Origin of the sequence: Rhodococcus oxybenzonivorans, assembly GCF_003130705.1 — a bacterium.
In the GTDB taxonomy this organism is placed as follows: Bacteria; Actinomycetota; Actinomycetes; order Mycobacteriales; family Mycobacteriaceae; genus Rhodococcus_F; species Rhodococcus_F oxybenzonivorans.
In genome coordinates this window covers 1,090,965-1,113,247 of sequence record NZ_CP021354.1, presented here as the reverse complement: position 1 = coordinate 1,113,247, position 22,283 = coordinate 1,090,965, and the positions used below count along the sequence as shown (strand labels likewise).

The window sequence follows — 22,283 nt, the reverse complement described above, 5'->3', positions numbered from 1 at the left end:
GGCTGTGACCGAGCGGCCTCGTCAAGGGCCGCTCGGCCCGGGATGATTCGAGAACCAGAGACTCTCTTCCCGGAGTCGGGCGCTCTTCCAGCCGTCCGGGGTGCGCACCACTTCATGGTGATAGTTGCCCCCGCAGTAGGTCATGCCGCTTACGCCGGGTAGTTGCATGGGATTGAAGAACATTGCCCGCACCTTCGCGGTGGCGCCATCGAGATCGACCTCGATGTTCGTGACGAAGTGCTGCGTCATCGGAACCTGGGTCAGCGCATTCCGGAGGAGGGCGACCACCTCGTCGCGCGGCCCGGGTGGATAACCGACCGAGCTGTAGTCGAGGTGAGCGTCCTCCGTGAACACTGAAGTCAGCAGCGCCCAGTCTTTCGTGTCGACCGCTCGCGCGTACCGATACATCAGCTCCGCGATCTCGGCCTTGTCCTCTACCACTTGCATATTCATGTGGTTCCTCACCTCTCGACAAGCACAATCGACCCCGCACGTAGCTCACCACACGAGCACTCCGCCGCCTGCAGAATGTGATTCTCGAATGCCAGAACGTCCTTTCCAAAGGGCACTCGACTCGGGCATAATTCACGGATGACCACTAGTGCTTCCCTACATGACCTGACCGGCAAGGTTGCCGTCGTCACCGGCGGATCCCGCGGCATCGGAAGAGCCATCGTGCAGGCTCTCGCCGAGGCGGGGGCCGACGTCGTCATCGCCTCACGCAAGCTCGATGCATGCGAGCTCGCGGCCAAGGAGGTAGAGACGTCCACCGGCAGTCGAGCGTTTCCCGTAGCCTGTCACGTCGGACGCTGGGACGAGTGCGACCAGTTGATCGAACAGACCCTGGAACATTTCGGAAGGCTCGACGTACTGGTGAACAACGCCGGAATGTCACCGCTGTACGAGAACCTCGACGACATCACCGAAGAGCTGTATGACAAGACGTTCGCTGTCAACCTCAAGGGACCGTTTCGGCTCGCCGTTCGAGCCGCCACCCACATGGCCGAAAACGACGGTGGCTCCATCATCAATGTCGGTACCGCGGGGTCCCTGGTGGCGAGCGCGCGTCAGTTGCCCTATGCCTGTGCCAAAGCAGGGGTCAATGCACTCACGGTCGGCCTGGCCGATGCGTTTGCGCCGAAGGTCCGGGTGAACGCGATCCTGCCGGGCCCCTTCCTGACGGACGTCTCGAAGTCGTGGGCGCCGGCTGAAGGTGAGGAAGCGTCGTTCGTGCCGCTGCGTCGCATGGGGAAGCCGGAGGAACTCGGACCACTCGCACTCCATCTCGCGAGTGACGCATCGAGTTTCACTACCGGCGCTATCATCCGAGTCGACGGCGGCGTGACCAAAAAGGTCTGACGACTTACCGCCCGATGGTGGGCCCCGCTTACGGGACCCACCATCGGAGTCGAAACTTCTACTGGATCCTCTTACTGGATTTTCGCCTTCATCTCGTCCAGCTTCATCAGAATCGGGTAGCCACTGACACTCAAGGCGTTGCCGTGTCCGGACTGATGGATGTCGAACACCGACTGGATTGCAGCGTAGAAGCCTTGCACGTCCAGCGTCTGGTTGACCGCACGCTTGGCCTGGCGCAGCCCGAACGAGGGCATCGTCGCGATATGTTCGGCAAGGGCCCGAGTCTCCGCGTCGAGCTGATCGCGCGGCACTACCTTGTTCACCATGCCGACCTGCTCGGCTTCCGCGGCAGTCACCGGACGACCGGTGAAGAGAATTTCCTTCGCCTTGCGGGCGCCGAGTTCCCAAGTATGCCCATGATATTCGACTCCACCGATGCCCATCATCACCACCGGGTCGGAGAAGGAGGCATCCTCGGCAGCGACGATCAGGTCGCACGGCCAGCACAACAACAGTCCGCCCGCGATGCAGCGCCCCTGGACGGCCGCGATCGACGGCTTCGGAACATTGCGCCAACGCAGCGAGTACTCGAGATAGCGACGGGTCTCCGCCCCGTAAATCCATTCCAGGGTGATCTCCGCGGGAGCCGGCCACCGATCGTTGAGGTCGTGACCGGCGGAGAAGTGTTTCCCCTCGGCACGCAAGACGATCACCGCCACATCAGGGTCCTCTGCCGCCTTGGTCCAGGCTGCGTCGAGTTCGTCGAGGAGCGCGCCGTTCTGGGCATTGGCGGCCTCGGGGCGATTGAGTGTGATGGCCGCGATCTTGTCGGCGACCTCGTAGTCGATATACATGTCGGACTCCTCAGCTTCGGGGTAGGCCGAGCACGCGCTCGGCGACGATCGTGCGCTGAATTTCGGACGTGCCGCCGGCAATGGTGCCGGCGAAGCTCCGCGCATAGCGTTCGAACCAACTCGACGCGAAATGGTCGTTGTTCCAGGGCGTGTACGGTGCCGTCAGCGCGGGGTGGACCAGACCGTCGAACCCGGCGCCGTCCAGCGCGTGCTCCGAAGCGGTCTGCACTGCCTCGGATCCGAGGATCTTCAGAACCGACAGGGCCGCTACGTCCTGCTCACCCCGGTCCGCACGGGCCAGCGCCGCAGAACCCAGCAGCCGCAGTGCCTGATTGTCCATGGCGAGCGTGGCATAGTGATCACGGTCGAGAACTGTGACAGGCCGGAAATCCTCGACGAGATCCTGTAGTCGGTCGGCGAAACCCAGCCACAACAGGGTGCGTTCGTGGCCTAGGGCACCGTTCGCAACGCCCCAGCCCTGATTCAGCCCACCGACGAGGTTCTCTGCGGGCACCCTGACGTCCGTGAAAAACACTTCGTTGAAGTCGAAGTCGTCCTCGGCACACACGGAGGCGAAGGGACGGCGCGTGACCCCCGGGGTGTCGGTGGGAATCAGAAGCACGCTGATTCCCTTGTGCTTCGGAGCGTCGGGATCGGTGCGGACGAAGGTGAGCAACACGTCGGCCTCGTTGGCACCGGACGTCCACACCTTCTGGCCGTTCACCACGAAGGAGTCACCGTCGCGCACCGCGCGTGTACGCAACGACGCGAGGTCGGAGCCCGCACCGGGTTCACTCATGCCGAGCGCAGCAGTGATCTCGGCGCGCAGAATCGGTGCAGCCCAACGTTCCTTCTGTTCCGGCGTACCGAACGACAACAACGAGGCGGCGATGATGCCGAGGCCCTGGGGATTGAAGCTGTGATAGATCCGGCGCCGGGAAAGTTCCTCGAGATGCACGTACTGCTGCAGGATACTGGCATTCCGGCCGCCGAACTCGGGTGGGTTTCCGGGGAGCAGCCAGCCGTTGTCGAACTGCTTCCGCTGCCAGCGGCGGGCCCACTCCGGAACATCCGCACTGGAGCGCGGTCGTTCCCCCGCCTCGGCCTCGTCGGGCAGATGTTCGGCGAGGAAGGCCAGGAACTCGCCCCGGAATTCTTCGACGTCGGCATCAAAGGTGAGTTGCACGGTACTCCTCGGCGATGAGCGCCCGATGTTCGGCCGCGCCGCCGAGCAGGAGCTCGCCGGCTTTGGCGCGCTTGAGCGCGAACTGAAGGTCGTTTTCCCAGGTAAATCCCATGGCCCCGAACAGCTGCAGGCCGTTGCGGAAGACCAGCGACTGGCACTCCCCTGCCGCGGCCTTGGCCATTGCCGCAGCCACACGGCGGCGGGGATCGTCGGCGGCGATCGTGAGGGCGGCATAGTAGGCGAGTGCGCGGGCACGTTCGACGGCCACGTGCATGTCCGCCGCTTTGTGCTTGACCGCCTGGAAGGAGCCGATCGGAGCACCGAATTGATTGCGGCCCTTCACATGAACGAGCACCGAGTCGAGAATGCGTTGACAGGCCCCGACCATCGTCAGCGCCATGCCGGTCAGGGCCAGCTGACGAGCGCGCTCCGGATCGGCGGCACTGCGGTCGCTTTCGCTCACGCGAACCCCACTGAAGGTCACCTCGGCAAGGTGCAGCACGGGATCGAATATCAGACTGCGCGTTGCGGTCACCCGTTCCGCGGGAACCACGAAGACGCCGGCGCCCGTCACCACAGCCAGCAGATCTGCGCGATCTCCGTCCATGACCCGGTGGGCGGTGCCGTTCAAGAGCCAGCCACGACCGTCGCGGTGGGCGCTCACACCGTCGAATACCGCCGCGCCGGACTGCGCAGGATCGGCACTCCCCACGGCCAGAGGAGCGAACTGGGTCATCGTCGCAAGGTAGGGCGTGGGATCGGTAGCTCGGCCCAGCTCCTCCAGGACGATCGCCAATTCCACGGCGACGTCGGCTTCCGCCAGCTCGGTCCAGCCAAGGTCGACGTACACCTTCCACAGAGGACCGGGGTCGCCGCCGTCGTCGACGATCGTGCGGATCAGGGTGGGCGGGCACTCCTTGGCCATGACCTCTCGGACGGTTTTCTGCCACAACCGCTGATCTGAGTCGAACTCGAAAAGCATCCCGGCTTGCCTCCTTGCCAGAGCTGCGAATGGTCTAGCGAGAATAACATTCTCGCTAGACGAAAGTAAGAGTTCCACTTTTGCCCGTAGCTCGCAGGCTGGCGACCCAACGCCATACTCCTCTCCGGTACAGTGGATACATGTTTGCTACATACAGAGGGGGGGTCCGGCGGTGACCGAAATCAGCGAAGAGCCGGCCTGGAAGCAGCGCGCGGTCGAACGCTCCATCAAGACCGCCAAGCTTCGCGCCGAGCAGCGAGTGCAGAAATTCCTCGATGCCGCGCAGGCGATCATCACCGAAAAGGGCAGCACCGACTTCACGGTGCAGGAGCTCGTCGACCGGTCCAAGCAGTCGCTGCGTAGCTTCTACCTGCAGTTCGACGGTAAACATGAACTCCTCCTCGCCCTGTTCGAGGAAGCATTGACCCGGTCTGCCGATCAGATCCGCGCCGCGGCAGCCAACGAGACCGACCCACTCGACCAGCTCCGCGTCGCCGTCGAGTTGCTGTTCGAGTCGTGCCGCCCCGACCCGGTGGCGCATCGTCCGCTGTTTACCGACTTTGCCCCGCAGTTGCTGATTTCCCATCCCGCCGAGGTGAAGGTCGCGCACTCGGCGCTGCTCTCGCTGTTTACCGAGCTGATGGAGCAGGCCGAAGCCGCAGGTGAATTGCGCGCCGAGATCAACCCGCGCCGAATGGCTGCCATGACGATGCAGACCGTCATGTTCATCGCTCAGTCCAGCGGCGGCAACGACGACGCAACTGTCCGTCCCATTTCCGCCGACGAGGTCTGGGCTTTCTGCTCGCGGGGTTTCGCACACTCCTGACGAGAACGGTATTCTCAACGAGGGAAACATCGATTACAGTCGGTGTGTGCCCGAGCTATGGAACGACCTTCTCGCCTGCCTCGATCTGCGCCCCTACCCACCCGACACCGACCCCACGGTCGCGGTGTTCGAGGGAAGCAACCAGAAACTGGACTACCACCGACTGTTCGGTGGACAGATCCTGGGCCAGTTCCTGGAGGCGGCTCGTCTCACCTGTCCGAGCAAGAGCGTCAAATCGATGCATGCGCTGTTTGCACGGGAGGGCCGCGCCGACGAGCCGGTCCGGTACGAGGTCACGACTCAACACGAAGGCCGATCGTTCGCAACCGTGGCGGTCGTCGCCCGGCAGTCGGAACGGGTGGTTGCGACTGCCGCGATCTCCCTGCATTGCGGTGAGGACGGACCCGAACATCAAAGCACTCCCGCGGTTCCGGCCGTCCTTCCGGAAGAATTCCGGGTACACCTCGACCTTCTCCCGTGGGAGACCCGCGCCGCCGCCGACCTGAACGCAACGGCGGCCGCAACCCCCGATTTCGAATTCTGGATGCGCACACCGGAAGTCGCTGGCGAGTTGGCCCAGGCGCTCACTGCGTACGCCACCGACCTGAACCTTATCGGCACGGCGCTGCGCCCACTTCACGGGCTCAGTCAACTCGGTAACGGCACGGAATTCACCTCTGCCGTCACCTCGCACAGCCTCTGGTTCCATCGGCCGTTCCGCACCGACAGGTGGCTCCTCCTTCGCCAGCACAGTCCACTGCTGGCGCACGGCCGCTGCTTCGGCCGTGGCGATGCTCTCACCGAGGACGGGAGCCTCGTCGCGTCCTATGCGCAAGAAGCCCTCCTCCGCATCCACCCGTGACGCCCGTTCCGTGGTGGCACGTCGACCGATCAAAGGTGTGACATGAGTGTAAATCCCTTGTCCGAGAACGCTGTCGAATCGACTCTTGCCACCCGGCCGTATCGGGTCGTGCAATGGGCGACAGGAAACATCGGCACCCGTGCACTCCGGGCGGTGATCGAACACTCGACGCTGACCTTGGCCGGTGTGTACGTCCACGCAGACGACAAGATCGGCCGCGATGCAGGCGAACTGTGCGGGCTGCCCGCTACCGGCATCACCGCCACCCGGAGCATCGAGGAGGTCGTGGACTCCGGAGCGGATTGTGTGCTGTACATGCCGCGTGCGTGCGACTTCGACGAAGTGTGCTGGTTGCTGGCGTCGGGGATCAATATCGTGACAACCCGCGGTGAGTTCCACTATCCGGCGGGCATGGACCCCGAGGTACGCGCACGGGTCGAGGCCGCGTGCGCGCTCGGCAACACCTCGATCCACAGCACCGGCAGCAGTCCCGGGTTCATTACCGAAGCCGTTCCGCTCGTGTTGACCTCGATCCAACGACAGCTCGACAACCTGACGATCGACGAGTATGCCGATCTGTCACAGAGGGATTCACCAGACCTTCTGTTCGAGATCATGGGATTCGGACGCGCTCCCGGCGCTTTCAGCGAAGCCCGGTTGTCGCATGCTCGTACGAGTTTCGGGCCCTCGCTCCAACTCGTCGCCGACGCCCTCGGGCAGCCGCTCGATTCCGTGGAGGCGAGTGGCGAGGTTGCCACCGCCCGCCACAGAACCCACATCGCCGCCGGGGTCCTGGAGGCGGGTACTGTGGCGGCCCAGCGAATTACCGCCGCCGGGATGCGGAACGGCCGGGCACTGTTGCGCTTCCGCGCTACCTGGTACTGCACAGCCGACGTCGACCCGGCCTGGGACGTCCGCCCCACCGGGTGGCATGTCACTGTCGATGGGGACGCACCCCTCGACGTCGACATCACAATGCCGGTGCCGCTCGAACGGATGGGTGCGGTGGCGCCCGGTTACACGGCACACCGCGCTGTGAACGCGGTGCCCTTCGTGTGCGCTGCCGCCTCGGGAATCCGCTCGACCACCGACCTTCCCCAGGTCATTGCCTCACTCGGTTGATCCGCCCGCATCACAGAAGGCCGGGTCTTCCGTCTCGTACCGGAAGGCCCGCATGTCGTGGGCAGCCTCGGACGCGGGAGCGAGCAACAGATCAGCCGCCGTGTAGGGGTCGTGGCGGCCGGCCGCGACCGAGGCGGCAAGATGCGCCAGTCCGGGATGAGTCCGCAGGCGAGTGTGCGCAAGGGAGAGGACTTGTGCCCGCGCCCGTGCTGTCCGGCGCGCGAGTGTGTCGGCGCGACGGTGGGCCTCGATCACCTCCACCAAGGTGGACACTCCCTCGGCTCGTGCGGCGACGAGGGTGAGGATCGGCACGTGGAACTCGGCTCGGAGGTCTCGTACGGTCTGGTCGGCGCCATCGCGATCGGCCTTGTTGACGACGAGGATGTCTGCGACCTCCAACAAACCTGCCTTCGCGGCTTGAATAGCGTCACCCGCACCGGGGTTGAGTATCACGATCGTAGGGTCAGCGATGGCCGCGATCTCGATCTCGGACTGCCCCACCCCCACCGTTTCGAGCAGGACGAGGTCATACGACAGCGCCCCGAGCAAGCGGATGGCCGCGGGCACCGCCGCGGCCAGGCCGCCCAGGTGGCCGCGCGTTGCGACCGACCGTATGAGCACGCCCGGGTCGTTGATGTGCGCGGCCATCCGGATTCGGTCGCCGAGAAGCGCACCGCCGCTGTACGGCGAGGACGGGTCGACCGCCAGTACCGCCACCCGCAGGCCCCGCTGCCGATACTCTGCGACGAGGGCTCCGATGGTCGTCGACTTGCCGGCACCGGGCGGCCCCGTCACACCGACCACCCGGGCGGGCGCCGCGGCCGGCGAGTCGACCACCGAGGCCAGCGAGTCGAGCACTTCGGAGCGACGGCTACTCTCTACCAGGCTGAGCAACCGTCCCGCCGCACGCACGGAGCCTGCACGCGCTGCCGCGACGAGGTCCGAAACACTGGATGACACAGGGGAATCACTGACGGGTCGGCTCACAGTCACGGCGCTGGAACCTCGATCACCGTCGCCGACCCCATTCCCCCGCCCGCACACATTGCCGCCACACCGATACCGCCACCGCGACGGCGCAGTTCGTGCACCAGCGTCACCAGCATCCGGGCACCGGTCGCTGCAACAGGATGTCCGAGCGAACAACCACTTCCGCTCACATTGACCTTGTCCGGGTCGATCTCGAGCAGCTTGATGGTGGCAACGCACATCGCGGCGAAAGCTTCGTTGATTTCGAACAGGCCGACATCGGCAAGAGAGATACCCGCTCGGGTAAGGGCTTTCGGGATTGCCCTGACCGGCGCCAGACCGGTGAGTGCGGGGTCGATCCCGACGGACGCCCACGACCGAACGGTGGCAAGCGCAGGTAATCCGAGACGGTCACTCGCGATCGTCAGGACGGCAGCGCCGTCGTTGCCACCGCACGCGTTTCCCGCTGTGATGCTGAACCCCTCGATCTCCGGATGCAGCGGCTTCAGTGACGCCAGTTTCTCCAAGCTCGTCTCGCGCCGCGGATGCTCGTCGACCGAGAAGAGTCCGTGGGGCGTGTCGATGGGAACGATCTCTTCCTTGAACCTGCCCTCATCGATGGCCTGCACGGCGTTGCGATGTGAGCGAAATGCCCACTCGTCCATCTCTTGCCGGGTCACGCCCGCCTCGACGGCCGCGTTCCATCCGACCGTGATCGACATATCCATCGTGGGGGCATTGGCCTGTTCGGGATGGGTGGGCGGGAACCACGGCACCCACTCGCCGTCCACCTTGAACAGTGATTTCGGCGAGGTGGACGCCGAATTGACTCCGCCGGCTATGACCAGCTCGTCCATACCCGCCCGGATGCTCGCGGCCGCGCTCTGCACCGCGGCCTGGCCGGCGGCGCAGTGCCGGTTGTGCGCCAGCCCGGGAACCTCGGTCAGTCCTGCGGTGAGTGCGGCGTGCCTGGCAACCACCCCGCCGCCGTACAGGCCTTCACCGAGGATCACATCGTCGATCAGGCCCGGGTCGAGATCTTCTGCTGCTGCGGCGACGACGTGGTGAGCAAGGTCGTGAGCGGTGGTGTCGCGCAACGTTCCCTTCACGGCAGTGCCGATGGGAGTGCGCAGCGCGGAGACGATGACGGCTTCAGGCATGGGAGTTCTCCAGTTCGGCCACAAGGGTGCGGCGCAGTAGTTTTCCGGTCTCAGTTTTCGGGAGTTCATCTCGGAACACGACGGTGTCCGGGGTTTTCGAGGAACGCAGCCTGTCTTTGACCCACTGCCTGATTTCGGCCGGGTCTGCGTCTCCGACGAGAACAGCGACTATTCGCTGTCCCCATTCGGTGTCGGGTATTCCGATCACTGCTGCCTCGGAAATCGCGGGGTGGCGGAGCAGCACGTCTTCAATCTCTGCCGGTGCGATGTTCTCGCCGCCGCGGATGATCGTGTCGTCAGCCCTGCCCTCGACGAACAGGTAGCCGTCCGCATCGAGGTGACCGAGGTCCCGGGTCGCGAACCAGCCGTCCGCGTCGAGCACACTGCGTCCGCCGTATTCGCCGGAGATCTGCTCGCCCCGCACGAAGACCAGGCCGGTCTCGCCTGCCGCGACCGGCTCACCGGTTTCCGTGCGGACCTCGATCTCGATCCCGGGCAGCGGCCGCCCGACCGACCCGAGCCGGTCCCGCACAGCCGGATCGCTCGACGCGAACGCCGCCCGGTGATCTTCGGGGGACAGAACGGCCACCGACGACGCCGTTTCGGTGAGACCGTAGGCGTTGACGAAACCCGTATCCGGAAATGCGCGCAGCGCGTGCTCCAGAACGGGCCTCGGAGTACGGGATCCGCCGTAGGCAAGGCTCTGCAGCGTAGGCGATTCCGCGTCGGCGTCGCCCAGTTCGGCGACGACGCGGGCCAGCATCGTGGGCACGAGCATTGCGTGGGTGATGCCCTCGCGCCGGACGGTGTCAAGCCACACGGTCGGGTCGAACCCGGCCAGATAGACCACGCGACGGCCGGTGTAGAGGTTCGAGAGCAGGTTCGTCAGGCCGGCGATGTGATAGGGCGGAACTGCCACCAACGCGGCATCGGTGTCCGCGGCGGATGCGAACTCCATCGTGTTCAGGACGTAGGCCAGCAGGTGCCGATGCCGCAGCACAGCAGGCTTGGGATCGGACGTGGTTCCGCTCGTGTAGATGATCACGGCGACGCTGTCACCGTCCCACTGCGGGGAGGGCACCTCCGCGGGCTCGTCCTGCACAACGTCGACATCGACGAGGGCGTCGAGATGTTCGGGGCGGAGGATCACGGCGCCGGCATGGCGATCCTGCAATGCAGTCAACTGCTGATCACCGAGCCGGTAGTTGAGCGGCACGAACGGGACGCCGGCCAGGGCGGCCCCGAACAGGGCGACCGGATAGCCGAGATGATTGGCACCGAGATAGAGCACGGCCGGGTGATCCCGGAACCGGTGGGCGGCGCGGTGGGCGAGGTCGAGGAGCTGCGCGGCGGTCAACGAGCGCTCGTCGACGGTCACAACCGCCTTGTCGCTGTCGGTCGCGGCCATCTCTAGAATCATGTTGATGTTCATGAGAACATGATTCTCTCAGTACAAGAGGCTTACTTGCAAGAAGGGAAATTGCGATGCAGATCATGGGTTGTTCCGCGATAGTCGTCGGAGGCACGGGCGGGTTGGGCCAAGCCACCGTTCGCCGTCTCCATGAGGCGGGAGCCAAGGTGGTCGTCGCCGACGTCGCCGACGACAAGGGCAAGGAACTGGAGGAGGAGCTGGGAGTCCGCTACGTGCGTACCGACGCCTCGGACGAGGAATCCGTCGGGGCTGCGATCGCCGAGGCGGAGTCGCTGGGGCCGCTGCGCATCTCGGTGGACACACACGGCGGCCCAGCCGGGGGCGGGCGGCTCGTCGGTAAGGATGGAAGCCCCATGGATCTTGCTGCGTTCCGGACGACCATCGAGTCCTACCTGATCTCGTCCTTCAACGTCATGCGATTGGCCGCGGCCGCAATCGCCAAACAGGAGCCGATCGACGACAGCGGCCGAGGCGTGATCATCAATACTGCGTCCATCGCGGCCTACGAAGGCCAGATCGGACAACTCCCCTACTCCGCAGCGAAGGGCGGCATCGTCGGCATGACCCTCGTGGCCGCCCGGGACCTCTCCCCCCTCGGTATCCGGGTCGTGACAATTGCACCGGGCACCATCCTGACTCCGGCCTATGGCAAGGCCGGAGATCAGCTCGAGGCCTACTGGGGACCCCAGGTTCCCCATCCCAAGCGCATGGGCCGGCCATCCGAGTACGCGACTCTCGCCGCATCGATCGTCGAGAACGACTATCTCAACGGCGAGGTCATCCGGCTCGACGGTGGCCTGCGATTCCCGCCGAAATAAGTGCGAATGCGGCGGAGGTCTCGGGACCGTCGGTCCCGAGACCTCCGCCGCACTCATTCCGGCCGCACGTCGGTCACCAGCGTGCTGGTGCCGGTGTGTCGATGCGCAGCGGGCGCTGGTAGGACAGGTCGTCCTTGGCTCGCGTGCCTCTCAGGAACGCCTTCTCGGTGAAGAAGCGCGATTGCAACATCGACGCGTCAGCTTTCGCGCTCCATTCGACGGTCGAGCGCCGCACCGCGATCCGCCACCCACCGTCGCGTCGTTCGAGTCGGTCGAGATAGCGGCCGTTGAGTAGTTGCACCGTGACCCCGTCGTTGAGGAGTAATCCCACCAACACGTAGCTCTCGCAGTGGGCGGTATCGCCGTCGATTTCGCACGTGTGGGTGGTGATGTTGTGTGTATGCGCCAGCGAGGTGGCCGCGTGTGCGGCATTCGCCCAGTTCGCGTAGTCCGGTCCTCTGTTGGTGCTGGTGCCGTGCTCGTCGATTCCGTCGTCGTGGTAAGTGCCACACAGGAGATCGGAATCGTGGCGATCGCAGCCACGAGAATGCCTGGCAACGCAGTCGAGGATTTCGCCGCGGTCCATCAAGTACCGCACGTCACGCTGGAGCCTTGCGACATCGTCGGTGGTCATCTGCCTCTCCTTCAAAGATGGTCCTGTGAGCGTGGATGGTGGCCGATGCATGCCGGCTGCATGCGCTCAAGCGACGGCTTCCTCGCCGATCAGGGTGGTCCGGTGAAGCAACCGGGGTGAGGTGGGCGCATAGGGGACGGCGCGGTGCAGCATTCCGGTGTTGTCCCATAAGACCAGGTCGCCGCGACGCCAATGATGTCGCAGAGAAAATCGAGGTTGCGTCGACCAGTCGAGCAGACGGTCGAGAAGTGCCCGCCCCTGCTCCTCGGGCCAGCCGACCACATGCGCGGCGGTCGCGCCGAGCAGAAGCGACTTCCGTCCGTTGCGACGCGTCCAGATCAGGGGGTGCTCGCGCGTCGGCACCCGCGCCCATGCTGCCCGTTGCTTGTCCGACGGATCAGGGTTGGCCAGGAGTTGCGCCGCTGCGAAGCTGTGCACCACGCGCAGATCGGCGAGGGACGCCTTCTCATCCTCGGTAAGGGCTTCGTAACTGGCGTAGGTGTTGGCGAACTCGGTGTCACCGCCCTCTTCTGACACCTCGAGCGCGGTGAGGAGCGTCGACTTCTGCGGGACCGCGTCAGTGGCGCCGTCGATGTGCCAGTGGAAGGTGCCCTTGTTGTAGGAAGCCAGGACAGTCGTGGCTGGATCCAGACTGATGGCCGAGATTTCCGGGTGCTTCTCCTGACCACCTACCGGCGCCACGACGACGTCGCCGAGCATGCGACTCAGGGCTACCAGGTCGGCATCCGCGATGTGGGCGTCACGAAAAACCACCACACCGTGCATGTCGAGCAGGGCTCGGCACCGAGCGGCGGCCTGCGCGTCGGCGAGTCGGCTGCCCTCGATTCCCGTGATTTCGACACCGATGGTGTCGGTGATCGGGGTGACATTGGCAAACATCAGTTCCTCCTTGGAAATATGATTCTCATAGCAAGCTATCAATATTCTTATTTCGACACTACAGTTCTCTCATACGGAGATCTGTACTTGATCGACAAGGCATAAGGCACGGCTATGTCCGTGCGGCAAGGAGATTCACATGCGTATCGGATTGACCGGCGGCGCATCGTCGACCGACAAGATCGTGCACCAAGCGGTACAAGCCGAGGCGGATGGCTTCACCTCACTCTGGTACGCCAGCACCGTCGCCGGTGATCCACTGGCGGCGGTGACGGTTGCCGGTCGCGCCACGACATCGATCGAACTCGGAACCGCTGTCCTGCAGACCTATCCGTGCCACCCCTTGCTGCAGGCGAATCGGGTCGCCGCCGTTGCCGAAGCAATGGGCCGTCGCGGATTCACTCTGGGTCTGGGCCCTTCACACGAGTCCCTGGTGCATGAGGTGTACGGACTCTCCTACGACCGGCCCGGTCAGAACACCGAGGAATACGTACGGATAGTCGCCGCACTGCTCCACGGTGAAGAGGTCGACATCCGCGGTCAGGAGTGGACCACACGGAGCGCCGGCCGCATGGTGCCCCTGGCCCACGAGGTGCCTGTCCTTCTTTCAGCGATGTCCCCGCGCATGCTCCGGGTGGCAGGGCAGTACGCCGACGGCACCATCCTGTGGATGGCTTCCGCGAAGGTGATCGAATCCCGCGTCGCGCCCGCGATCCATGCCGCCGCGACACGCGTGGGCCGTGCCACTCCCCGGATAGTCGCCGGGCTCCCCGTTGCGGTTCACGACGACGCCGATGAAGCCCGCGAAGCCGTTGCCGCAACCGCCACCATGTACGCGGGAATGCCGAATTACCAACGCATTCTGGAGGTCGGCGGTGCATCGAGCCCGGCCGACGTTGCCATCGTCGGCGACGAGACGTCGGTGCGCACCCAGCTGCAAGGTCTCCTCGACGCGGGTGCCACCGACATCTGGGCTGCGGTCTTCCCCGTCGGCGCCGACGCGAAAGCGTCGGTCGGTCGCACCAAGGACCTTCTTCGAGAACTGGCGACCACCGACGGGTAATCCCCGGGTTACGCCTCACACGACAGAGGCCTGGTTTCCACCTCCTCTCGAGTCAGGTCGGAAGATCCGCCGGGATCCAGTTCGGGTTGCGCTTCTCCATGAATGCCCGCATACCCTCGCGGGGCTCCGGTGAACTTTCGAGTGCGCCGAACATCGTTTGATAGTCGATGAATCCGTAACGCTCGTTCAACATTCGCTTCACCTGGGCGCGGGCCTCAGGGGACGTCTGCAGCACCTCGCGGGCAGCCTCCAGCGCGGCGGCCCGCAGATTCTCGTGGGGTACCACGCGGGAGATCACCCCCAGGCGCTGCGCCTCGGCGGCATCGAAGCGGCGCGCGGACAACATGAGGTCCCGCGCTGCGGCTATGCCGATGTGCGCGGGAAGAGCCGCTGCAAAGGTCGCATCGGGGATACCGCGGAGGAGCTCGGGCACCCGGAATGTCGCCCGATCGCTGGCTACTGCGATATCGGACATCATCGCGACCAGCAGACCGCCCGCCTGACAGATGCCGTTGACGGCCGCGATCACCGGTGCCCGACTGTCCCGGATCGTGAGGAACGGGACCACGTCGTTGCCCGCCAGTCCCTCGGGGAGCGAGTCGCCCGGCTCTGATCGGCCACCGAGATCACCGCCCGGCGCGAACACGTCGTCGACACCGGTGATGATGAGCGCAGCAAGGTCGGGATCGGAATTCACCAGCCGGACAGCCCGCTTCAGACCGAAATACATCGCGGGCGTGAACGCGTTCCGCGCCGCCGGCCGATCGATGACGCACCAGCCGATCGAACCCTCACGCTCGAACCGCAGACCACTCGTCCCCAAGGCGTCGCCCATACCTTCTCAGCTCTTTCCCGCTGTGAGCCTGGCGATGTTGGTCTGGAAGTCGTCGGATTGGAACGTCAGCTCCTCGGCGGTCATCGCATAGTCCAGCGTGGCGAGTACGGCCCGCTCGATATGCATGTTCAGCAACCGCTTCGTGCTCTCGACAGCCTGCCGGGGCTGTTCCGCAATGCGTTTGGCACAAGCGAGGGCCTCGCTCAGCGGATCGGCAACCATGTGGTTGGCCAATCCGAGCGCGCATGCTTTCGCCGCGGGTATGCGTGCGCCGGTGAGGGCGTACTCCTTGGCTTGCAGCAGACTGATCTGCAGCGGCCAGGTGAGCGGTCCACCGTCGGCCGCGACCAACCCGACCTGTACATGAGGATCAGCGAGGTAGGCCGTCTCGGCCATGTAGACGATGTCACTGAGCGCAACCAAGCTGCAGCCCAGTCCCACAGCCGGTCCGTTGACCGCCGCGATCACCGGAATACGGCAGCGTGCCATCCCGAGGACGAGTTCGCGGCCGTGAGCGATGGTCCGGGCGCGCAGTTCGCGGTCTGCCGCGAGCTCGGCGAGGTAGGTGAAGTCGCCACCCGCAGAGAAGGCTTTGCCGCTTCCGGTGAGTACCGCGGCGCGGGCATCCCGATCTTCGCTCAGCTGAGGCCACAACCGCGCCAGTCCGGTGTGCAAGCCGTCGTTGACGGCATTGAGCGCGTCGGGCCGGTTCAGCGTGATGATGCGCAGGGCACCGTCCGCGCGGACGTCGATCTCCTCGGGCATGTCGTACATGTCAGACTCCCAATCCAAGAATTCGCGAGGCGATGATGTTCTTCTGAATCTGCGACGTTCCACCCATGACGCTCTGTGCGCGGCTGTACAGGTAGGCGCCCAGCATGTCGGTGTCGCGAGTGCCGGCCTCGGACACCGCTGCGTGCCCGACCGATTGTTCGACCCAGGTCATGAGCAACTTGTCGAGCGACCCCTCAGAACCGTGCGACACACCGTCGAGCTGTTCGGACAGCCTGCGACGGACGTGCAGGCGCAGCATCTCCGTCTGCACCGCAGCCCAGGCCAATTCCGCAGAGGGGGTCCCTTCCGACCGGGCGACGAGATCGCGTACGAGCTTGTCGTACCTCGCGGCGAAACCGAGCGTGGAGGGCTCTCGTTCGTGCCCGACCACCGTCATCGCCAGCGCCCACCCTTCCCCCGGCGCACCGACCATGTTCTCCGCAGGCACCGTTGCCCCGTCGAAGAGAACCTGACCGAACTCTTTGGTGACGCCACTCATCATCTGCAGCGGTCGCTGCTCGATTCCCGGTTGCTTCATCGGGACGATGAACGCCGACAAGCCGCGGTGACGGGGCTTGTCAGGTTCCGTACGGGCAAGCAGGAGACACCAGTCGGCCACATCCGAATAGCTCGTCCAGATTTTGTGTCCGTGAATGACGTAGTTGTCGCCGTCGCGGGTGGCAGTGGTGGTGAGTGCTGCGAGATCCGATCCGGCGCCCGGCTCACTGAATCCCTGACACCAGCGCTCGGTCCCGTCGATCATTCCGGGCAGGAAAGTGCGGCGGAGTTTCTCGCTGCCATGCCTGCCGAGTCCGATCACCAGGTACCCGAGGCTCGGCCGGGCGGGTGCGCCCGCGATGGCCAATTCTTCGTCCAGGATGACGTCGTAGACGGGCGGTAGCTCCTGACCACCATATTCTGCGGGCCATGACAACCCGAAGAATCCGGCGCCGTAGAGCGCTCGGTGCCATTCGGGCTGCCGTTCCCAGTACTCGTCACCCGAAGTCGGGAACGTCTTGGCCGTGTCCGCCAGCCAGGACCGCAGTCGGTCCCGGAACGCGGCTTCTTCCGGCGAGTCACGAAAGTCCACGGTGCATCTCCTCCAGGCGTACGGGGAACAGTTCGGTCGACGTCAGTGCCCGCCGAAGGTAGACGTGCGCAAGGCATTCCCAGGTGTTACCGATGCCGCCGTGTACCTGAATCGCCGTCTCGCACACGGTTCGGGCAGCGCGCGCGCAGTAGATCTTCGCGACTCGCGCAGCCTGCTGCGCCTCGCCGGGAGGCAGCTGGTCGAGCGCCCAGGCTGCATGGCGGAGCACGCTCACCGAACCCTCGATCAGCGCCTGGCTCTCCGCGAGCAGATGCGCCACGGCTTGATAGGAACCGATCGTGTTGCCGTACTGTTCGCGCATCTTCGCGTAATCGACGGCGAGCGCCTGGGCTCCGCGTGACGTCCCGACCAGATCGGCGGAGGTGACGAGGACGGCGAGAGCATGCCAGCGCTCGACGTGCTCGGTAGACAGTTCGCCGAGGGGTTCGAACGGCTCGAGTATGTCCGCGAATCCTCTGGTCAGGTCCGCTCCCGGCACGACGGCTCCCACTTGACCGGCCGAGATCCGGTTTCCGCTCAGAACGAGAGCGCGCTCCAGTCCTCGCGCGTCGGTCGCTTCCCCGTCGAGGGCCACCGCCCAAGTCTGCTGATCATCGGAGACGTGCCGGTGTAGATCATCGGCGAGGACGGGTCCGAGGAAGGGAATATCGACCAGGCCCCGACCGAATTCCTCGGCGACGATGGCGACTTCCACACCCGACGCCCCGTCGGATCGCAGCGATCGCCACCCTGTTGTGGCCACCGCCTTCTCCAACCGTGCGAGCCGAGTGTCGTCGGCCAGGTCCTGGACCGATCCCGGTCCCAGGTCGTCGGCCAATTTGGCTGCGGCATCGCGCAATTGTTGCTGTTCACTTGTCAGACGTACGTCCATAGCGCTCCTTGAGTTCTCGGCGCAACACCTTGCCGGAAGGCAGGCGAGGGATGTCGGATACGAAGACCACCCGGCTGGGCCTCTTGTAGGACGCCAACCGGTCTCCCACGAGGGTGATGAGTTCTTCGGCTTCGGTCGTGCCGGTCCGTGCGACCGCGGCGATCACTGCTTCCCCGCTGACCGGGTCGGGGACCCCGAACACCGCACAGTCCACCACGCCGGGGTGCCCGTGCAGCACCGCCTCGATCTCGGCGGGCGCAACCTGAAACCCCTTGACCTTGATCATCTCTTTCGACCGGTCGGTGAGCAGAAGCCAGCCGTCCTCGTCGAGGTAACCGACGTCCCCGGTCCGGTACCACCCGTCCACGAACGCCTCGGCATTCGTCTCCTCGGGCAGGTAACCTGCCATCAGCGAATTCGCTCGAGCCTGAATCTCGCCGGGTTCTCCCACGCCCAGCGGCTCACCGGTCTCGAGCGACACCACCCGGATGCTGACGCCCGCAACGGGGCGTCCGACACTGTCCAGACGGGCCCCTTCGATCGGGTTGCAGGCGATCACCGGCAACTCGCTGGCGCCGTACGCGGGTACCCACCCGACCCCGGCGCGCCGGGTGACGGTCTCGGCGACGCTCGGCGTGACCGGAGTGGCGCCCCACATGATGTAGCGCAGCGACGACAGGTCGAACGATTCGAGGTCCGGATGCTGGGCGATGGCCAGCGCAATCGGCGCGACGGCCATCTCCACCGTGATCCGATCGGTCTCGATGTGCCTCAGCATCCGGTCCACGTCGAACCGGCGGTGCAGCCGCACCCATGCGCCGACCTCGAGTGCGGTCATGATGTTGAGGACGCCCAGGATGTGTGAGGGCGGAGTAAGCACCTGCATCCTGTCCGTCGACGACAGTTGCAGCGCGTCACACCACTGCCCCACGGCGGCACCGAAAGACGCGTGCGTGTGCCGCACGGCTTTCGGCATCCCGGTGGTGCCCGAACTGAACACGAGCACGGCCTCGGCAGCCGGATCGGGTGGCGGAAAGGAGCATTGCGCGGGGTCGACCGGATCGTCGAGGCTCAGCATCGGCAGAAGTTCGGCCAGTACCGGACTGTCCCCGACCGCGAGCGTCGGATTCGTGAGCGCCAGCGCGTGCGCGACTTCGTCATGCTTGTACGCCGGGCTGATCAGCACGACGGCGGCGCCGAGCCGCCAGATCGCTCGAACGGCCACGACGAATTCCGGCCGGTTCGACGACATCAGAGCGACACGGTCACCTGCCTTCACGCCGCGACCGGCCATCTCGGCAGCCAACCCGTCGGCCAGAGCGTCGAGTTCACTGAGGCTGTATTCGCGCGCCTCGAACACGAGCACGGTCGGCTCGGTCGCTTCTTCTTCCTCGTCGGGGGCCCGGTATCCGATGCCTGCCCCGTCTCTCGTGTGGGAATTCACCATTGAGAAGTCCTATCTCGTCAGAGAGAATGATATTCTCTCACAGTTAGAATCTCAATATCAGGAGGCGACGGGCATGTCGAGACCACCCTTGTTCCAGCGCGCGACCGTGACGCGAATCGTCAAGGAGAGCTCGGACGCACGCACGTTCGTGCTCGCACCGCACGACGGTCCGTTCTCCTATCGGGCCGGGCAGTTCTGCACATTCCGGGTCGACGTGGACGGAACCGAACTGTTCCGCTCCTACTCCATGTCGAGCGCACCGGAGACCGATGGCGAGCTGATGACGACGGTCAAACGGGTCCCCGGCGGCAAGGTGTCGAACTGGCTGCACGACAACGTCGCCGAGGGTGACGCGGTCGAACTGACACGGCCCGCGGGAACCTTCTGCCTGCGTCCGACCTCGGCGCCGTTGCTCGGGTTCAGCGGTGGCAGCGGGATCACCCCGATCCTGTCACTGGCGAAGAGCGCGCTGGCGACCACGGACCGGCATGTCCGGCTGCTGTGCGCCGACCGAGACCACGCATCGGTGATGTTCGACGCCGTACTGAACGAACTCACCGAGCGCTATCCCGACCGGTTCTCGTTCGTACGGCACCTCGACGACCGGGGCGGATTTCTCGACGCGGCAGCCGTGCGCCACTTCGTCGGCGCCGAAGGAGAGGCCGACTCCTACCTGTGCGGGCCCGAGCCCTTCATGGCTCTGGTGGAGTCGGCATTGCCAGGGCCGGGCAGGATCTTCAGTGAGCGGTTCGGTGCAGTGGCCCCGACGGTGCCATCGGCCGACGCACCCGATTCCGAGGTCGAGGGAACCGTCTCGATCGTTCTGGGACGGAAAAAGGTGTCGGTGCCCAGAAAAGCGAACGAGACCCTCCTGGAAAGTGCCCGGCGCGCCGGGCTCACACCACCGTTCTCCTGCGAATCGGGCAACTGCGCCACCTGCATCGCCACCGTGACCGAGGGCAGCGCGACCATGCGGGTGAACGACGCGCTGAGCGACGACGAGGTGGCCGAAGGCTACGTCCTCACCTGCCAAGCAGTGCCCGACACCGGGTCGATCAAGGTCCGCTACGAGTGAACCGGCAGGCCGCCGTGCTCGCCGAGGCGCGGCGGCGGCCCGTAATTCGGGTCGAAGCCGGCCACGCGGATGGGACTTCCGACCAACCGGAAGTCACCGGCAGTGGCGATCATCTCCGGTGTGGCTGCGAGTGCGTCGGGCAATGAACGCACCGCTGCCGCAGGCACTCCCAACGGTCGCAGCCGAAACTCCCAGCCCGTCGCGGAGTCGGCCGCCAGAGCCGCGGTCACAACCGCGAGGACCTCGTCACGACGTTCCGCGCGCTCGGCCATCGTCGGAAATCCTTCGATCCCCGCCTCCGCAGCGAACTTCCGCCAAAAACCGTCATGTGTGATGAACAGGGCGAGATGGCCCTCCGCAGTCGGAAACAACTGCGCCGGCACGTAGTACGGATGGGCACCGAACGGCATACGCCGCGGCTCGGTGCCTTCGTTGAGATACGCCGACGCGCGGTAGTTGAGTTGCGACAGCATGACGTCGCGCAACGACACCTCCACTTGACCGCCGCGTCCGGAGATGATCTGGGCCAGCAATCCGAGTGCGGCTGCAAGTCCGGTCGAGTTGTCGGCCGCGGAGTACCCGGGCAGCGTCGGCGGCCCCGCCGGGTCACCGGTGAGTGCGGCGACACCCGTGACGGCCTGAATCACGTAGTCGAAAGCTGGGTCGTCTCCCTCGTCGAGACCGTAACCGGTGAGCGCGACACAGACTATTTTGTCGTTCCATCGACGCAGAGCGTCGTAGGTCAGGCCGTACCGGTGAATGGCGGACGGCTTCAGGTTGACCAGCAGGGCATGGGATTCGGCCGCAAGTTCTCCGAGACGGGCCTGTCCCTCGGTGGTCGTCAGGTCTACGCAGATACTGCGCTTACCCCGGTTCAGGCTGGCGAAGTAGGCGTCGCTCACCTGCCGCGAGAGGTCACCGCTCGGCGGTTCAATCTTGGTGACCTCTGCGCCGAGGTCGGCGAGCATCATGGTGGCGTACGGACCCGCGAGGATATGGCCGACCTCGAGGATCCGGATGCCCTCGAGTGGCCCCGCAGTCACCGCAGCTCCTTGACGAGTTCCGCGACGACGTCCCGGGTACGACGCTTCGAAGCGATCAGCTCGTCCCGGTTGTCGCCGATCGGCAGCAGCCTCATCGACAGGTCGGTGACCCCCGCGTCGGCGTATCGGCGGAAGCCCGCAAGGATGGCGTCCTCGTCTCCGGCGACGCACAGATCACCGATGTCCTCGGCGTCGCCGTATCCCAGCAGCCGCTGATAGTTGGGTGAGATCTCCGCTTCCCCGAGGATCCGGTTGGCGCGCTCACGCGCGGTGTCGACTTCCGAAGGCCGGCAAAGACAGACCGGGACACCCGCGATGATGCGTGGAGCCGGACGCCCCACATTGTCGGCAGCCTTGGTAATTCGCGGGACGACATGGTCGGCGACCGCCCGCTCGTCGGCCATCCAGAGGATGGTCCCGTCGGTTCGCTCGCCTGCGATCGTCAGCATCACCGGGCCCAGGGCGGCCACCAGGACCGGCATCGGGGCCACCGGTCCGATCTCGAGCGGGTTGTGCACGGTGAAGGTGTTGTTCTCGATCTCGACCGGGCCGGGTGCGAGCAGTGCGGCGTCCAGTACGTCCAGGTAATCGCGGGTGAACGCGGCCGGCTTCTCATAGGGGAGACCGAGCATGTCCTGAACGATCCAGTGGTGTGAGGGGCCGACTCCCAGCGCCAAACGTCCTCCGGTGGCGGCATGCGCCGAGAGCGCCTGTCGCGCCAGTGCGACGGGGTGTTGCGCCTGCAGGGGTACCACCGCGGTGCCGATTTCGATGCGGGACGTCCTCGTTCCCATCAACGCCACGGCGATCAGCGCGTCGAAGTCCGTGGGGACCTGCGGAACCCAGACGGAGTCCAACCCTGCGCTCTCCGCCCACTCCACGTCGTCCAGCATTCGGGCGACCTTCCGCGCGGAGTCCCCTCGCTCGGGCCCGATCATCACTCCGATACGCACTGTTCCT

Annotated in this window: 23 protein-coding genes; 7 read left to right on the top strand and 16 right to left on the bottom strand. The window is 65.3% G+C overall.

Features of this window, described 5'->3' with window-relative positions:
- Positions 1–21: 21 nt before the first annotated feature.
- Positions 22–453, bottom strand: a complete 432-nt coding sequence (locus CBI38_RS05320; RefSeq protein ID WP_109326983.1) for a nuclear transport factor 2 family protein — start codon at positions 451–453, stop codon at positions 22–24.
- 138 nt (positions 454–591) lie between these two features.
- Here CBI38_RS05320 and CBI38_RS05315 point away from each other — a divergent pair, with 138 nt between their 5' ends.
- Positions 592–1,359: an SDR family NAD(P)-dependent oxidoreductase gene (locus CBI38_RS05315; RefSeq protein WP_109326982.1), complete on the top strand. Its 768-nt coding sequence runs from the start codon at positions 592–594 to the stop codon at positions 1,357–1,359.
- Positions 1,360–1,430: 71 nt separating this feature from the next.
- Here CBI38_RS05315 and CBI38_RS05310 read toward each other — a convergent pair whose 3' ends face one another.
- The 3 genes from CBI38_RS05310 to CBI38_RS05300 are packed head-to-tail and all read right to left on the bottom strand — an operon-like array spanning position 1,431 to position 4,381.
- On the bottom strand, positions 1,431–2,213 hold the full coding sequence (locus CBI38_RS05310) for an enoyl-CoA hydratase (protein ID WP_109326981.1): 783 nt from the start codon (positions 2,211–2,213) through the stop codon (positions 1,431–1,433).
- Between the two features lie 10 nt (positions 2,214–2,223).
- Positions 2,224–3,399, bottom strand: coding sequence for an acyl-CoA dehydrogenase family protein (locus CBI38_RS05305; protein WP_109326980.1), 1,176 nt, complete (start codon positions 3,397–3,399; stop codon positions 2,224–2,226).
- Positions 3,383–4,381, bottom strand: coding sequence for an acyl-CoA dehydrogenase family protein (locus CBI38_RS05300; protein WP_109326979.1), 999 nt, complete (start codon positions 4,379–4,381; stop codon positions 3,383–3,385). The genes CBI38_RS05305 and CBI38_RS05300 overlap by 17 nt, the downstream gene beginning before the upstream one ends.
- A gap of 172 nt (positions 4,382–4,553) precedes the next feature.
- Between CBI38_RS05300 and CBI38_RS05295 the strand changes: the two genes are divergently transcribed.
- From CBI38_RS05295 to CBI38_RS05285, 3 genes are read left to right on the top strand one after another with little or no spacing between them, the layout of a single operon-like run.
- Positions 4,554–5,207 carry a TetR/AcrR family transcriptional regulator gene (locus CBI38_RS05295; RefSeq protein ID WP_109326978.1) on the top strand — a complete coding sequence of 218 codons (654 nt, stop codon included), beginning with the start codon at positions 4,554–4,556 and terminating at the stop codon, positions 5,205–5,207.
- A 46-nt stretch (positions 5,208–5,253) separates the two neighbouring features.
- Positions 5,254–6,069: an acyl-CoA thioesterase gene (locus CBI38_RS05290; protein ID WP_109326977.1), complete on the top strand. Its 816-nt coding sequence runs from the start codon at positions 5,254–5,256 to the stop codon at positions 6,067–6,069.
- Positions 6,070–6,111: 42 nt separating this feature from the next.
- On the top strand, positions 6,112–7,191 hold the full coding sequence (locus CBI38_RS05285; protein ID WP_109326973.1) for an NAD(P)H-dependent amine dehydrogenase family protein: 1,080 nt from the start codon (positions 6,112–6,114) through the stop codon (positions 7,189–7,191).
- Here the strand turns inward: CBI38_RS05285 and meaB are convergent.
- Genes meaB through CBI38_RS05270 form a run of 3 tightly spaced genes read right to left on the bottom strand, consistent with a single transcriptional unit; the run spans position 7,180 to position 10,752 of the window.
- Positions 7,180–8,151 carry a methylmalonyl Co-A mutase-associated GTPase MeaB gene (gene meaB / locus CBI38_RS05280; protein WP_109334869.1) on the bottom strand — a complete coding sequence of 324 codons (972 nt, stop codon included), beginning with the start codon at positions 8,149–8,151 and terminating at the stop codon, positions 7,180–7,182. The genes CBI38_RS05285 and meaB overlap by 12 nt on opposite strands.
- Before the next feature lie 29 nt (positions 8,152–8,180).
- Positions 8,181–9,320 (bottom strand): thiolase family protein, encoded by a 1,140-nt coding sequence (locus tag CBI38_RS05275; protein ID WP_109326972.1) that lies wholly within the window; start codon positions 9,318–9,320, stop codon positions 8,181–8,183.
- Positions 9,313–10,752, bottom strand: coding sequence for a class I adenylate-forming enzyme family protein (locus tag CBI38_RS05270; RefSeq protein WP_109326971.1), 1,440 nt, complete (start codon positions 10,750–10,752; stop codon positions 9,313–9,315). Before CBI38_RS05270 ends, CBI38_RS05275 begins: the two co-directional genes overlap by 8 nt.
- Before the next feature lie 53 nt (positions 10,753–10,805).
- On the opposite strand from CBI38_RS05270, the gene CBI38_RS05265 reads away from it, so the two are divergent.
- Positions 10,806–11,570, top strand: a complete 765-nt coding sequence (locus CBI38_RS05265; RefSeq protein WP_109326970.1) for an SDR family oxidoreductase — start codon at positions 10,806–10,808, stop codon at positions 11,568–11,570.
- A 73-nt stretch (positions 11,571–11,643) separates the two neighbouring features.
- Here the strand turns inward: CBI38_RS05265 and CBI38_RS05260 are convergent, their stop codons facing one another.
- Both CBI38_RS05260 and CBI38_RS05255 read right to left on the bottom strand, forming a co-directional pair.
- Positions 11,644–12,204: a nuclear transport factor 2 family protein gene (locus tag CBI38_RS05260; protein WP_109326966.1), complete on the bottom strand. Its 561-nt coding sequence runs from the start codon at positions 12,202–12,204 to the stop codon at positions 11,644–11,646.
- 66 nt (positions 12,205–12,270) lie between these two features.
- Positions 12,271–13,104 carry a TauD/TfdA dioxygenase family protein gene (locus CBI38_RS05255; RefSeq protein ID WP_109326965.1) on the bottom strand — a complete coding sequence of 278 codons (834 nt, stop codon included), beginning with the start codon at positions 13,102–13,104 and terminating at the stop codon, positions 12,271–12,273.
- A 139-nt stretch (positions 13,105–13,243) separates the two neighbouring features.
- Here CBI38_RS05255 and CBI38_RS05250 point away from each other — a divergent pair, with 139 nt between their 5' ends.
- The gene (locus CBI38_RS05250) at positions 13,244–14,167 is read left to right on the top strand and encodes a TIGR03564 family F420-dependent LLM class oxidoreductase (RefSeq protein ID WP_109326964.1); all 924 of its coding nucleotides are present in this window, start codon (positions 13,244–13,246) and stop codon (positions 14,165–14,167) included.
- A 52-nt stretch (positions 14,168–14,219) separates the two neighbouring features.
- Here the strand turns inward: CBI38_RS05250 and CBI38_RS05245 are convergent, their stop codons facing one another.
- From CBI38_RS05245 to CBI38_RS05225, 5 genes are read right to left on the bottom strand one after another with little or no spacing between them, the layout of a single operon-like run.
- Positions 14,220–15,002 (bottom strand): enoyl-CoA hydratase/isomerase family protein, encoded by a 783-nt coding sequence (locus CBI38_RS05245; protein ID WP_109326963.1) that lies wholly within the window; start codon positions 15,000–15,002, stop codon positions 14,220–14,222.
- Positions 15,003–15,008: 6 nt separating this feature from the next.
- Entirely contained in the window at positions 15,009–15,776 is a 768-nt protein-coding gene (locus CBI38_RS05240) for an enoyl-CoA hydratase/isomerase family protein (RefSeq protein ID WP_109326962.1), read from the bottom strand.
- 1 nt (position 15,777) lies between these two features.
- Positions 15,778–16,866 carry an acyl-CoA dehydrogenase family protein gene (locus tag CBI38_RS05235; protein ID WP_109326961.1) on the bottom strand — a complete coding sequence of 363 codons (1,089 nt, stop codon included), beginning with the start codon at positions 16,864–16,866 and terminating at the stop codon, positions 15,778–15,780.
- The gene (locus tag CBI38_RS05230; protein ID WP_109334868.1) at positions 16,853–17,758 is read right to left on the bottom strand and encodes an acyl-CoA dehydrogenase family protein; all 906 of its coding nucleotides are present in this window, start codon (positions 17,756–17,758) and stop codon (positions 16,853–16,855) included. Before CBI38_RS05230 ends, CBI38_RS05235 begins: the two co-directional genes overlap by 14 nt.
- Positions 17,736–19,205 carry a class I adenylate-forming enzyme family protein gene (locus tag CBI38_RS05225; RefSeq protein WP_109326960.1) on the bottom strand — a complete coding sequence of 490 codons (1,470 nt, stop codon included), beginning with the start codon at positions 19,203–19,205 and terminating at the stop codon, positions 17,736–17,738. The genes CBI38_RS05230 and CBI38_RS05225 overlap by 23 nt, the downstream gene beginning before the upstream one ends.
- 73 nt (positions 19,206–19,278) lie before the next feature.
- Here CBI38_RS05225 and CBI38_RS05220 point away from each other — a divergent pair, with 73 nt between their 5' ends.
- Positions 19,279–20,280: a ferredoxin--NADP reductase gene (locus CBI38_RS05220; protein ID WP_109326959.1), complete on the top strand. Its 1,002-nt coding sequence runs from the start codon at positions 19,279–19,281 to the stop codon at positions 20,278–20,280.
- Here the strand turns inward: CBI38_RS05220 and CBI38_RS05215 are convergent.
- Entirely contained in the window at positions 20,271–21,323 is a 1,053-nt protein-coding gene (locus CBI38_RS05215) for a CaiB/BaiF CoA transferase family protein (protein WP_109326958.1), read from the bottom strand. The genes CBI38_RS05220 and CBI38_RS05215 overlap by 10 nt on opposite strands.
- A complete protein-coding gene (locus tag CBI38_RS05210; RefSeq protein WP_109326957.1) occupies positions 21,320–22,276 on the bottom strand; it encodes an LLM class F420-dependent oxidoreductase in 957 nt (318 codons plus the stop codon). Before CBI38_RS05210 ends, CBI38_RS05215 begins: the two co-directional genes overlap by 4 nt.
- Between the last annotated feature and the right edge of the window lie 7 nt (positions 22,277–22,283).

Bases quoted from the DNA above. Each gene is read 5' to 3' on its own strand.
- CBI38_RS05320 (WP_109326983.1), bottom strand. From the start codon at position 453: ATGAATATGCAAGTGGTAGAGGACAAGGCCGAGATCGCGGAGCTGATG.
- CBI38_RS05315 (WP_109326982.1), top strand. From the start codon at position 592: ATGACCACTAGTGCTTCCCTACATGACCTGACCGGCAAGGTTGCCGTC.
- CBI38_RS05310 (WP_109326981.1), bottom strand. From the start codon at position 2,213: ATGTATATCGACTACGAGGTCGCCGACAAGATCGCGGCCATCACACTC.
- CBI38_RS05300 (WP_109326979.1), bottom strand. From the start codon at position 4,381: ATGCTTTTCGAGTTCGACTCAGATCAGCGGTTGTGGCAGAAAACCGTC.
- CBI38_RS05285 (WP_109326973.1), top strand. From the start codon at position 6,112: ATGAGTGTAAATCCCTTGTCCGAGAACGCTGTCGAATCGACTCTTGCC.
- CBI38_RS05275 (WP_109326972.1), bottom strand. From the start codon at position 9,320: ATGCCTGAAGCCGTCATCGTCTCCGCGCTGCGCACTCCCATCGGCACT.
- CBI38_RS05270 (WP_109326971.1), bottom strand. From the start codon at position 10,752: ATGAACATCAACATGATTCTAGAGATGGCCGCGACCGACAGCGACAAG.
- CBI38_RS05265 (WP_109326970.1), top strand. From the start codon at position 10,806: ATGCAGATCATGGGTTGTTCCGCGATAGTCGTCGGAGGCACGGGCGGG.
- CBI38_RS05260 (WP_109326966.1), bottom strand. From the start codon at position 12,204: ATGACCACCGACGATGTCGCAAGGCTCCAGCGTGACGTGCGGTACTTG.
- CBI38_RS05255 (WP_109326965.1), bottom strand. From the start codon at position 13,104: ATGTTTGCCAATGTCACCCCGATCACCGACACCATCGGTGTCGAAATC.
- CBI38_RS05250 (WP_109326964.1), top strand. From the start codon at position 13,244: ATGCGTATCGGATTGACCGGCGGCGCATCGTCGACCGACAAGATCGTG.
- CBI38_RS05245 (WP_109326963.1), bottom strand. From the start codon at position 15,002: ATGGGCGACGCCTTGGGGACGAGTGGTCTGCGGTTCGAGCGTGAGGGT.
- CBI38_RS05240 (WP_109326962.1), bottom strand. From the start codon at position 15,776: ATGTACGACATGCCCGAGGAGATCGACGTCCGCGCGGACGGTGCCCTG.
- CBI38_RS05230 (WP_109334868.1), bottom strand. From the start codon at position 17,758: ATGGACGTACGTCTGACAAGTGAACAGCAACAATTGCGCGATGCCGCA.
- CBI38_RS05225 (WP_109326960.1), bottom strand. From the start codon at position 19,205: ATGGTGAATTCCCACACGAGAGACGGGGCAGGCATCGGATACCGGGCC.
- CBI38_RS05220 (WP_109326959.1), top strand. From the start codon at position 19,279: ATGTCGAGACCACCCTTGTTCCAGCGCGCGACCGTGACGCGAATCGTC.